The following is a 10914-nucleotide window of genomic DNA, read 5'->3' as shown; positions in this document are numbered from 1 at the left end:
AATGGATTATCTCGTCAACCTGTCGGCCTTGCCTGCCGACAACACGTCACAAACCGCCATGACGGAGGCCAAGGTGACAATCAGGCGCGCCTTGCCGCCCGAGCTCAAGCTGATCACAGGCTGGATCGAGGACAAATTTGGAGCGGGCTGGGCCAGCGAAGCAACAGTCGCCATGACCCGCCAGCCGCCCACCTGCTTTATCGCGACGCGCGACGGCGCGCTGATCGGCTTTGCCTGCCACGAGGCCACGGCCCGCGGCTTTTTCGGCCCAACCGGCGTTGATGAAAATGCGCGCGGTCTTGGAATCGGCCGTGCTCTCCTGTTTGCCAGCCTGACCGACCTTAAGTCGCTGGGATATGCCTATGCGATCATCGGCGACGTCGGGCCGTCCGCGTTTTACGAGAAGGCCGTTGCGGCAACGCCGATCCCGAATTCCGAGCCCGGCATTTATGCCGGCATGCTCAAAACTGACCACTGAACCCAAAGGAATAGCCATGTCCGCACCTCAACGCTCCGCCCTGCGGCTGGAGACCATATGGAATCCGCCTTCCGGCAACGCAGAGTTCTCCTATGCACTTCGCCTGAAGCACATGGGAGGCGAACCGCTGACCAACTTCGCCCTCTGTGTCAGCGGGCCGGGACGTGTCGATCCGGCTGGCCGGGTCGAAGGTGCGGTGGTTTCCAAACGTCTCTCGAACTTTACGGAATTCCGTCCGCCTGAAGGCTTCGTGCTTGCCCAGGGAGACACCTGGTCGATCTCTGTTTTTGCGCTGAGCTGGCAATTCCAGCACTGGACGGACGGTGCGACCAACGCCTATCTGGCTCTTGATGACGGGCGCATCATCACGCTTGAATGCGAACCGACACGGTCGTCGGCCAGCAACGCGCCGCTCAAGCGTGGCGCAGAGATCTTTCCGGTGCCTGCCCAGGTGTCTGTTCCCGTTTCCATTATTCCGTGGCCCAGCAAAGTCTCGGTTGGCGCCCGCATGCCGTTGCCTGCAGGCTTTGCCCTGCAGGCTTCCAATGCCGAAGCAGAGGCCGCGGCAGAAAATTTCACGGCGCTGGTGGAGCGGCTGTTTGCCGTCGAGGGGATGGTGAGACCGGCTGCCGAGGGAGGCATGCCTGTCTTGCTGACAGCAGCAGATCTCCCGGGGCCGGAAAGCTACCGTATCCGCTTTCGGGGCAGCAGCGTCGAGGTCGAGGCGGCCGGCCGGACCGGTTTTCTCTACGGCCTCATCACGCTTGGTCAGATTTGGCGGGGCGCAAGGCTGCATCCGCAGGTCTTCCATTTTCCGGGGTCCGGCGAAATCACCGACGAGCCGCAAATGGCCTGGCGCGGGTTGCATCTCGATGTTGCCAGACAATTCTACGGCGCTGCAGAAATCAAAAAGCTGCTCGCGGTGCTGGCGTGGAACAAGCTCAACCATTTCCACTGGCATTTGTCGGATGATGAAGCGTGGCGCGTGGAGATCGACGCCTATCCGGCTCTGACGGAGATTGGCGCCTGGCGCGGCCACGGGCTGGCAATTCCGCCGCTCCTCGGCTCCAGCCCGGCTCGAACGGGCGGGTTCTACACCAAGGCTGCGGTACGAGAGATCGTTTCGCTCGCCTCGTCGTTCGGCATAACCGTCGTTCCGGAGATCGACATGCCGGGCCATTGCTATGCGATGCAGCTTGCCATTCCGGAACTGCGCGATCCGGACGAGATGGGCAGCTACTATTCCGTCCAGGGCTTTCCGGACAATTGCCTCAATCCGGCAAGGGAAGAGACCTACGAGATCGTTGAGACCATTCTCTCCGAACTCATCGACCTGTTCCCTTCGAAGATCATCCACATCGGTGCCGACGAGGTTCCGCTCGGCGCCTGGTCCGGTTCTCCGCAGGCACTGGCAAGGTTGCGTTCACTCGCCGGTGACGAGATCGCCGACAGGCATGCGGAACGGCTGAACGTCATTACCAACGACCATGGCGCCGACGATATTTCTGGGTCGGGTACCGCGGTGCTGCAGGCCGAATTTCTGCAGCGGGCGCAGCGCTTCCTGGCCGCCAACGGATGCACCACCGGGGGCTGGGAAGAAGCAGCCCATGGAGACGTCATCGACAAATCGCGCAGCTATCTCTGCAGCTGGAGAAATGTCGAAGTGGCGGCTGAACTCGCCGCGCAAGGCTACGAAATCGTGGTTTGCCCCGGCCAGGTCTACTATCTCGATATGGCACTCAGGCCAGATTGGGACGAGCCGGGCGCCAACTGGGCGGGGACGTCCGACGCTGAAAAGCTGTACCAGTTCGATCCGGTCGAGGGATGGACGGACGCGCAAAGGAACATGCTTCGCGGGATACAGGCCTGCATCTGGTCTGAACCGATGACCGACCGGGCCGTCTTCGATCGCCTGGTCTTTCCAAGGCTTTCGGCCCTCGCTGAAAACGGCTGGACGAGACCGGAGGCGAAATCCTGGGAGCGGTTCCGGGCGCTCGCGGGATTGATGCCGCTTCTCTACGGCATCCAGCAAGCCTGAAGCCGCTAGCCCAGCGGCTTCTGCAGCACGTCGAAACGGGGGTTCGTTTCGGAAAAGATCGGGAGGGCTGCGGCGCCGAGAATGGCCGTATCCTTCCCGGTCGTGCCGATGGTGACGCGCGGCACGGTCCTTATCTCATCGGGATCGATCGGCACGGGTAGGGGCGCCAGGCAGTCGGCCAGCCGCTGCATCATCAGCGTCGATATGCTGCCGCCGAGAACGATCGTCTGCGGGTCGAAGGCAAGCTCAAGAAAGTCGATTGTCTGCCGCAAGGGCTCGACCGCCAGCGCCAGCCAGTCCTCAAGACCTTTGCCGCCGGCTCTCACCCGTTCGTCGAGTTCGTCGGTCGAAAGCTCGCCTGCATTGCCGATGCCCATGAATTCATAGGCGACCGACGGCGACACATAGCGGTCGAGGCAACCACGTTTGCCGCAGGGGCAGGGCCTGCCGTTGCGTTCGACGACGATATGGCCGATTTCGCCTGCATTGTAGCGGCTGCCCTTGTAGAGATGGCCGTCGAGAAACATGCCGGCACCGATGCCACCGTCGCGGGCAAGGTAGAGATAGACGAAACTGTTGAAGCCGCGGGCGACGCCGTGAAGGCGCTCGCCGATCGCCGCTGCCGCCGCATCGTTCTCGATGAGCACCGGCAAGCCCAGACGGTCTTCAAGCTCGCGTCCAACGGGGAAGCGCTGCCACCCCGGCAGATTTTGCGGGCTGAGCGTGGTCACCCCTCCGTCGGCATAGCGCCCGGGAAGTGCCATGCCGATCCCGAGAAGGCGGCGGCGGTCAAACGCGAATGCTCCCTGAAGCTCGGCGACGACGCCCTCAAGGACAGGAATTGCCTTCTCCGGATCGGCATGGTCGATGTTGTGCTCGACGCGGGCGCAGATGGCCCCGGAGAGATCGGTCAGAATGCCGCTGGCGCGCTGGCTTCCGAGCTCAAGGCCGATCGAATAGGCGCCCTGCGGATTGATCGAGTACGGAATGATCGGCTGTCCGCGCGCTGTCTTCTGCGGCTCGCCGGAAATCAAAAGGTGAGAGCGCGCCAGTTCCTCGACAATGTTGGACACCGTTTGCGTGGTCAGCGCGGTCATCCGCGCGATCGCCGCCCGGGACAGCGGTCCACTGCTGCGGATCGCCTCGATCACAACCCGGCGGTTATGGAATTTCGCTTGCTCAAGGTTGGTGCCCGATATTGTTTTCATGGATCTTTCGTCGCAAATGCAGCGTTACCTTTCCCATGAGACAAGCCCCGGGGAAAGCGCTTTTTTGAGCTTGGACGCGACTTAAAGTATGGGTTTGGGACCGCCGAATTGACCCGGCGGTCCGCTTTCGACGTGACTACTGCTTGTCATTCAGCTTTGCGACGAGAGCGTCGCCGAATTCTGGCGCCGACATCGGCTGCTGGCCGGTGATCAGTTCGCGATCGACGACGACGTTGCTATGCCAGTTGGCGATCGGTTCCACGCGTGCGCTGGCTTCGGCCAGAGCATTGACCAGGTAGAACTGAACGTTGCCACCGAGGCCGTTCGGGCCTTCGAGCGCCTGCTCTTCGCCGGTCAAGAAGATCGTCGCGCGATAACCGGCATAAGGCCAGCCGGTGGTGAGCGAGCTTGCCTTGCCGTCACCTGTGATCATCGAGGCGATGAAGGCATCCGGATGCGGGAGTGCCGAAAGCAGAACGATCGGACCGTGGCAGATGATCCCGGTGGGACGGCCGGTCTCATGGAAGCTCACCAGGATCTTGCCGGGTTCTTATCGTGCATATTGGCCGCGTATCACTACACCGCCGAAACCGCCTCTAGATCCGCCTTTTGGCGAGCAGGTGAGTGGCAGTGGTCCGCGGAGTTATACTTCGAGGGGGCACCGCGGTGTGAGCGGCGCCTTGATTTATCGGTCGATGCCTCGAGCAAGGACCGCATCCATAGGGTTGACGACATCGCGGATCGTAACCAGCGTCGTGAACGATTTCACGTTGCCGTCTTCGTGGAACACTTCCCGCGTGAAGACGTCGTATTGCTCCATGCCGGAAAGCTGCAGCATCAGAATGAAATCAGCCTCACCGGTCACGTAGTTGGCCTGCCGAACCTCCGGCCGCTTTTTGATCTTCCTGATGAACGCCTCGAGTTCGCTACCGGCCTCGCGCTCCAGCGAAACGAGAACGTGAATTGTCAGTGGAAATCCCATCGACGCCGGCCGTACGATCGCGACATCGGCGGCAATCGTCCCATTCGCCCGCATCTGGCGAAGCCTGCGCAACACCGCGCTTTCCGAAAGGCCAACTTTTTCGGCGAGCATGCGGGCCGGCATCAGGTTGTTGACCTGCACCAGCTTCAGCAAAGAGAGATCGAATGAATCGAGGGTAGCGGTTTCCGTCATGAATAGGGAGAATATCGCCTGAAACCGGTAAGGTGCAAGGAATTTCGGCGAAACTCAGCGCGCATAACGCAGTAGCATTTCCGCATGACAAAGAACCTGCCGATCGAAGACGCTCACATTATCCAGACCCGCCTGCATGCCCTTGCGCCGGGATATGCCGCGACACCGCTGATTGCCTTGCCGGAGCTCGCAGCTGCCCATGGGCTGGGTGCGGTCTTCCTCAAGGACGAGGGAGCTAGAACACTCGGCAGCTTCAAATCACTTGGAGGAACCTATGCGGCATTGCGGGCGCTGTCGCGGGCTACCGGTGAGGATTTCGCCGCGATTGCTTCGGGCAAAGTGCCGGCCGGCCGCCTGCCTCAGCTGTTGACTGCGAGTGCTGGAAACCATGGCCTGGCCGTTGCCGCCGCCGCTCGTTTTGCTGGCAGCCGCGCCCGCATCTTCCTCTACCCCGACGTCTCTCGCGCCCGCCGTGATCGCATCGTTGAGATGGGTGCGGAGATCGTCGACATCGATGGAACCTATGACGACGCTGTCGACGCGGCAAAGAAGGCGGCCAAAGACGGTGCCGGCATTCTGGTGGCCGACACCTCCTCCGATCCCGATGACCCGATCGTGAGCGACGTGATCGCAGGCTATGGCGTGATCCCCCAGGAAATCAAAGAGCAGATTGGGGAAGGGCTGCGTCCGACGCATCTTTTTATCCAGGCCGGTGTCGGCGGTCTCGCGGCGGCAATGACGACAGGCCTCAAGGACTGGCTCGCGCAACCGGCAAGGATTGTCGTCGTAGAACCCGCGACAGCGGCATGTGTCGATGTGGCAATCCGCACAGGCAATGTCGAGCGGGTGCCTGGCGATCTGACAACGTCCGCAACGATGCTTGCCTGCGGCGAGGCAAGCCGGCCGGCATTGAAACTGATGGCCGGGTTTATCGACGTTGTGACCGTTGAAGAGGATCGTCTCACCAACGAACCACTCTTGCTGGAAGCCGCTGGCGGCCCCCCGACCACGCCGTCGGGCGCAGCCGGTCTCGCCGGGCTTCGCCGAGCCATTGCAAATCCCGAAATGGCAGTCCGCCTTGAACTCGACGCTTCGAGCCGCGTGCTGTTGTTCGTGACCGAAGGACCTCTCAACGAAGAAACCTAAAAGGGGAATGACATGAAAAGCATAATAATTGCCGCGACGATTGCGGGCGTGCTGGCCACGCCGGCATTGGCGGATATGACCATCGGCTGGGCCGGCCCGGTCACAGGCGGCAGCGCCGCTGTTGGCGAACAGAACCTCAATGGCGTCAAGCAGGCGATCGAGGATATCAATGCCGCGGGTGGAATTCTCGGCGAAAAGATCTTGCTGCAGACGGAAGATGACGGTGGCGATCCCAAGCAGGCCGTCTCGGTCGCCAATCGGCTTGCGGCATCCGGCATAAAATTCGTCATCGGGCATCAGAATTCCGGTGCCTCAATCCCTGCCTCGGATGTCTATGCCGAGAACGGCATGTTCCAGATCACTCCGGCATCCACAAATCCCAAGCTCACGGAACGCGGGCTCTGGAACACCTTTCGCACCTGTGGGCGTGACGACCAGCAAGGGACCGTCGCAGGGAACTATCTGATCAAGAATTTCACCGGCAAGAATGTCTTCATCGTTCACGACAAGACGCCCTACGGTCAGGGTCTTGCCGAAGAGGTAAAGAAATCGATCAATGCCGGCGGCCTGACCGAGACTGGCTACGAGGGTATCACTGTCGGCGACAAGGATTTCTCGGCCCTGATCGCCAAGATCAAAGAGACCAAGGCTGATGTCGTCTATTTCGGCGGCGTCTACACCGAGGGAGGTCTCATTCTTCGTCAATTGCGTGATCAAGGGGTCAAGACCCCGATGATCGGCGGAGACGCGATGTTCTCGGGTGAATTCGCGGCTATCGCCGGGCCGGAAGCCGACGGCACATTGATTACCTTCGGCCCCGATGCACGTCAAAACCCCGCGGCTGCGGAGGTTGTGAAGCGCTTTGCCGGGAAGAAGATCGATCCGGAAGGCTTCACGCTCTATGGCTACGTGGCGATGCAGGTCATTGCAGCCGGCATCAAGGAAGCCGGAAGCGCCGATCCACAGATTGTCGCAGACAAGCTGCACGGCGGGCTGAAAGTCGATACCGTCATAGGCCCTCTCTCCTACAACGAGAAGGGCGATATCACGCGGCTGGACTTCGTCTTCTACGAACTGAAGGGTGGCAAGTTCGAGCAAAAGAATGCCGAATGATCTTGTCCGGGCGCCGCTCCAGCGGCGCCCTCTTGCTCGGGAGTGGACTATGAACAGGTTCGAGACAATCGAGAGGGAGATGATCGAATGGCGGCATCACCTGCACCGCAATCCCGAATTCGGCTTTGAAGAAATCAACACGGCAGCGTTCGTCGCCGAGAAACTTCGTTCATGGGGCATCCAGGTCATAGAAGGCGTTGGAAAAACCGGCGTTGTCGGCAGTTTGACGCTGGGAACCGGAAAGCGCGCCATCGCGCTTCGTGCCGACATGGATGCGCTTCGGATCAGCGAGAGGAGCGACCTTCCCTACCGGTCGCAAGCCTTAGGCACGATGCACGCCTGTGGCCATGACGGACATGTCGCAATGCTACTTGGTGCTGCCCGTATCCTGGCAGAAGAGGGTGGCTTCGACGGCACGGTTCGCTTCGTCTTTCAGCCGGCTGAGGAATGGGGCAGGGGCGCTCTTTCAATGCTGGACGACGGCCTCATGGCCCGGTTCCCTTTTTCCGAAGTCTACGGCATCCACAACATGCCGGGTATGCCGGTGGGCCGGTTCGCGACGCGAATTGGCTCAATCATGGCCGCCGAGGACATATTCGAGATAAGGCTGGACGGAACAGGCGGCCACGCGGCGCGACCGCACCATACCAATGAAGTGCTGGTTGCAGCCTGTGCGCTCGTTGTGAACCTGCAGACGATCGTTTCTCGACGGCTCGACCCCGCAGATATGGCGGTTGTATCGGTCACTGAACTTATTGCCGACGGTACACGTAACGCTCTCCCGGGTACCGCAACCATACTCGGCGACGCGCGTAGCATGCGGTCTGAGGTCAGCGCGGAGATTGAGCGCCGTATGCGCCAGATCGTTGATGGGACTGCTTCGGCCTATGGTTGTTCGGCATCGATCGACTACGGCCGTGAGTTCGTTCCACTCGTCAACACATCCGAGCAAACGCGCGTTGCACTGGAGGCTGCCGCCTCCGTTTTCGGACCTGGGGCGGTGGAAGACGATATTGCGCCTATCGCCGCCTCCGAAGATTTCGCCAGGCTCCTGGAGAAAGTTCCCGGTAACTTCGCCTTCATCGGCAATGGAGAGACGTCAGCTCCCCTGCACAATCCCAGCTATGACTTCAACGACAATGTGCTTCGGCAAGGGGCTGAATATTTCGTTGCCGTCGCGAGACAACGGCTGCGATAACGCTCACAATTCTTGCCGCAAATCGCGTTCTCATCGACAGGGTCGATGCCGGCGCCGAAACGAATGGTCATTCCACCTGCATATCGAGTTGCTGGGCAATGTTTTCATAGTGGCGGGATGAGGCGGCGTTGCCCTGCTTGGCATATTGCGAGCCGACCGCTCGCGCTGCCTTTGCCGCCGCGCGGAACGCATCGATCCGAACCTGCGGTTTGAGATTGGCATCGCCACCGATATCGCCATCGTTGAAGCGGCCAACGCGATAACCATCATGATCGATCACACCGATGACAGGCACGCCTGCTTTCATTTCGCCATAGAAGGCAGGACCGGCGCGATCGCCGTCGCGCCGTCGCAGCATGCCAAGTCCGGATGCCTTGTTCGCGGTGCATAGTCCTGTCCAGTAGGTGGGACCTGCAGTCAGAGAGATGGGGGAAATGAATTCGCAGCGGCTGGTCGGGTCCTTGGACCAGTTCGAACCGGACGATGCCTCCTGCGCCAACAGCGCTGGTGCCCACAACAGGGACAGGGTCGCGGCCACTGCGGATATGGCCCTGAATGACCTCGGATACGGCATTGCTATCGTCTCTCTCATTTCGCCGCGCTACGACCGTGCCATTAGGGCCGCAACGTCGAGCATCCGGTTGGCAAAGCCCCATTCATTGTCGTACCAGCCAAAAACCCGCAGAAGGCCGCCAGCGGAAACCGAGAGTTCCGGTCCTGAGACGACCAGCGATTCCGGCCGGGCGCGCAGATCGACGGATACGAGCGGCTTTTCGATCCAGCCGATGACGGGCGACGTGGCGATTGCGCCCTTGAAGCGTTCGCGGGCTTCGGCTAGGGTCGGCGCCTTCTCCAGCGACACCGTCAGGTCGATCGCCGAGACGCTTGCGGTCGGAACGCGGATGGCCCGGGCTTCGATCTTTCCGGCGAGGGATGGCAGGACTTTGCCAACCAGCTTGTGGGCGCTGGTGCTCGTCGGCACCATAGAGAGGGCTGCCGCGCGGCTGCGTGCAAAATCGTCCCGCGGCTGGTCGACGGTCGGCTGGCTTCCGGTATAGCAATGAACCGTCGTCATCTGCCCGCCAGTGATGCCGAAGAGGTCATCGACAGTCTTCAGCAGGGGTGCCAGCGCGTTCGTGGTGCATGATGCATTGGATATGATCTTGTGGCCGGCAATCATCTCTTCGTTGGCGCCAAGCACCACCGTCGCGTCGGCAGATTCCGCCGGACCCGAAATCAGGACACGCTTTGCGCCGGCCTCTAGCGCCCGGGAGACGTAATCGCGGGTATAAGGCTGGCCGGTGCATTCGAGGAAAATATCGACGTGCGATAGATCGAGGGCGCGAATATCCCGCTCGTTGTGGAAAGGTATCGAACGCTCGCCGATCCGCAACGCGCGAGCCTCGGCCACCACGTCCTCCGGCCATGGGCCGAAGACGCTGTCATACTGGAACAGGTAGGCGCAGCTTTCCAGCGGAGCGATGTCGTTGACGAGGACGACCTCGATATCGCGGCGCTCTTTCAGCAGGATGCGAAGAACAGAGCGGCCGATGCGGCCAAAGCCATTGATAGCAATTTTCGGCTTCTGTTTCGTCACGCGCTGGGCTCCTGCGATTATGTGATGAGGCCTATGACAACCGTGAGCGATGCGCAATATCAAGGCGGTCGCTGCTACTGCTTCCAAGCGCCGCGGCGATCGCTTGGACGGGTGAGGAGCCGCCGCCTGACCGATCAGAGGCAGGTCCTATTTTTCGTAACGATCGCATAAGCTTAAGATGTTTCTGGTTTTTTATCGACAAAAAACACTTGCTATACAGGGTTATGCGTGGCGAGCGCATCGTCATCGCCGGCCCGTCTGGCTCCGGCAAGTCGACGATGATCCGTTGCATCAACCGTCTGGAAGAGCACCAGAAGGGTCAGATCGTCGTCGATGGCACCGAGCTTACCAACGACCTGAAGAAGATCGACGAAGTGCGCCGCGAAGTCGGCATGGTGTTCCAGCACTTTAACCTCTTCCCGCACCTGACGATCCTGGAAAACTGCACGCTGGCGCCGATCTGGGTGCGCAAGATGCCGAAGAAGCAGGCGGAAGAAGTCGCCATGCACTTCCTGAAGCGCGTCAAGATTCCGTAACAGGCCAACAAATATCCGGGCCAGCTCTCCGGCGGCCAGCAGCAGCGCGTGGCGATCGCCCGTTCGCTCTGCATGAATCCGAAGATCATGCTGTTCGGCGAGCCGACCTCGGCGCTCGATCCTGAGATGGTCAAGGAAGTGTTGGCTACGATGGTCAGTCAGGCCGAAGAAGGCATGACCATGCTCTGCGTAACCCACGAAATGGGCTTTTCCCGCCAGGTCGCCAACCGCGTCATCTTCATGGACCAGGGCCAGATCGTCGAACAGAATTCGCCGGCTGAGTTCTTCGACAATCCGCAGCACGAGCGTACCAAGCTGTTCCTCAGCCAGATCCTGCATTAGACGAGTGTGCGGCGCAGGTCACGTATGAGGTCATCGGGCACACCGGCTCCGCAACCCTGACGCGGATCGGCGCCCGGCGCGGGA

General features: G+C 60.7%; 10 protein-coding genes and 1 pseudogene. 6 read left to right on the top strand and 5 right to left on the bottom strand.

Going from position 1 to position 10914, the window contains the following annotated elements; translation table 11 throughout:
* Position 1: 1 nt before the first annotated feature.
* Both AC1DIJ_RS02650 and AC1DIJ_RS02645 read left to right on the top strand, forming a co-directional pair.
* Positions 2 to 478 (top strand): GNAT family N-acetyltransferase, encoded by a 477-nt coding sequence (locus AC1DIJ_RS02650; RefSeq protein WP_112388766.1) that lies wholly within the window; start codon positions 2 to 4, stop codon positions 476 to 478.
* 16 nt (positions 479 to 494) lie between these two features.
* On the top strand, positions 495 to 2516 hold the full coding sequence (locus AC1DIJ_RS02645) for a beta-N-acetylhexosaminidase (RefSeq protein WP_112388765.1): 2022 nt from the start codon (positions 495 to 497) through the stop codon (positions 2514 to 2516).
* Between the two features lie 5 nt (positions 2517 to 2521).
* Here AC1DIJ_RS02645 and AC1DIJ_RS02640 read toward each other — a convergent pair whose 3' ends face one another.
* The 3 genes from AC1DIJ_RS02640 to AC1DIJ_RS02630 form a co-directional block, all read right to left on the bottom strand.
* Positions 2522 to 3724 (bottom strand): ROK family transcriptional regulator, encoded by a 1203-nt coding sequence (locus tag AC1DIJ_RS02640; RefSeq protein ID WP_112388764.1) that lies wholly within the window; start codon positions 3722 to 3724, stop codon positions 2522 to 2524.
* 136 nt (positions 3725 to 3860) lie between these two features.
* Positions 3861 to 4256, bottom strand: a complete 396-nt coding sequence (locus AC1DIJ_RS02635; protein WP_310290686.1) for a type 1 glutamine amidotransferase family protein — start codon at positions 4254 to 4256, stop codon at positions 3861 to 3863.
* Positions 4257 to 4409: 153 nt separating this feature from the next.
* Positions 4410 to 4898, bottom strand: coding sequence for an Lrp/AsnC family transcriptional regulator (locus AC1DIJ_RS02630; RefSeq protein ID WP_112388763.1), 489 nt, complete (start codon positions 4896 to 4898; stop codon positions 4410 to 4412).
* An 84-nt stretch (positions 4899 to 4982) separates the two neighbouring features.
* Between AC1DIJ_RS02630 and AC1DIJ_RS02625 the strand changes: the two genes are divergently transcribed.
* From AC1DIJ_RS02625 to AC1DIJ_RS02615, 3 genes are read left to right on the top strand one after another with little or no spacing between them, the layout of a single operon-like run.
* The gene (locus AC1DIJ_RS02625) at positions 4983 to 6044 is read left to right on the top strand and encodes a pyridoxal-phosphate dependent enzyme (RefSeq protein WP_112388762.1); all 1062 of its coding nucleotides are present in this window, start codon (positions 4983 to 4985) and stop codon (positions 6042 to 6044) included.
* A 12-nt stretch (positions 6045 to 6056) separates the two neighbouring features.
* On the top strand, positions 6057 to 7157 hold the full coding sequence (locus tag AC1DIJ_RS02620) for a branched-chain amino acid ABC transporter substrate-binding protein (protein ID WP_112388761.1): 1101 nt from the start codon (positions 6057 to 6059) through the stop codon (positions 7155 to 7157).
* 49 nt (positions 7158 to 7206) lie between these two features.
* Positions 7207 to 8355, top strand: coding sequence for a M20 aminoacylase family protein (locus AC1DIJ_RS02615; RefSeq protein ID WP_112444410.1), 1149 nt, complete (start codon positions 7207 to 7209; stop codon positions 8353 to 8355).
* A gap of 67 nt (positions 8356 to 8422) precedes the next feature.
* On the opposite strand, the gene AC1DIJ_RS02610 is transcribed toward AC1DIJ_RS02615, so the two are convergent.
* Both AC1DIJ_RS02610 and AC1DIJ_RS02605 read right to left on the bottom strand, forming a co-directional pair.
* The gene (locus tag AC1DIJ_RS02610; RefSeq protein WP_477831170.1) at positions 8423 to 8713 is read right to left on the bottom strand and encodes a hypothetical protein; all 291 of its coding nucleotides are present in this window, start codon (positions 8711 to 8713) and stop codon (positions 8423 to 8425) included.
* 243 nt (positions 8714 to 8956) lie between these two features.
* The gene (locus AC1DIJ_RS02605) at positions 8957 to 9952 is read right to left on the bottom strand and encodes a type I glyceraldehyde-3-phosphate dehydrogenase (RefSeq protein ID WP_112388759.1); all 996 of its coding nucleotides are present in this window, start codon (positions 9950 to 9952) and stop codon (positions 8957 to 8959) included.
* Between the two features lie 218 nt (positions 9953 to 10170).
* Between AC1DIJ_RS02605 and AC1DIJ_RS02600 the strand changes: the two are divergent.
* Positions 10171 to 10830: pseudogene (locus tag AC1DIJ_RS02600) on the top strand (amino acid ABC transporter ATP-binding protein); the annotation flags it as partial.
* Positions 10831 to 10914: the final 84 nt, after the last annotated feature.

It is taken from the genome of Rhizobium sp. 10N427 (assembly GCF_056394605.1).
The sequence above is the reverse complement of the archived record's forward strand: the minus strand, read 5'-3'. Positions and strand labels throughout refer to the sequence as shown.

Bases quoted from the DNA above. Each gene is read 5' to 3' on its own strand.
- AC1DIJ_RS02650 (WP_112388766.1), top strand. From the start codon at position 2: ATGGATTATCTCGTCAACCTGTCGGCCTTGCCTGCCGACAACACGTCA.
- AC1DIJ_RS02645 (WP_112388765.1), top strand. From the start codon at position 495: ATGTCCGCACCTCAACGCTCCGCCCTGCGGCTGGAGACCATATGGAAT.
- AC1DIJ_RS02640 (WP_112388764.1), bottom strand. From the start codon at position 3,724: ATGAAAACAATATCGGGCACCAACCTTGAGCAAGCGAAATTCCATAAC.
- AC1DIJ_RS02630 (WP_112388763.1), bottom strand. From the start codon at position 4,898: ATGACGGAAACCGCTACCCTCGATTCATTCGATCTCTCTTTGCTGAAG.
- AC1DIJ_RS02625 (WP_112388762.1), top strand. From the start codon at position 4,983: ATGACAAAGAACCTGCCGATCGAAGACGCTCACATTATCCAGACCCGC.
- AC1DIJ_RS02620 (WP_112388761.1), top strand. From the start codon at position 6,057: ATGAAAAGCATAATAATTGCCGCGACGATTGCGGGCGTGCTGGCCACG.
- AC1DIJ_RS02615 (WP_112444410.1), top strand. From the start codon at position 7,207: ATGAACAGGTTCGAGACAATCGAGAGGGAGATGATCGAATGGCGGCAT.
- AC1DIJ_RS02610 (WP_477831170.1), bottom strand. From the start codon at position 8,713: ATGCTGCGACGGCGCGACGGCGATCGCGCCGGTCCTGCCTTCTATGGC.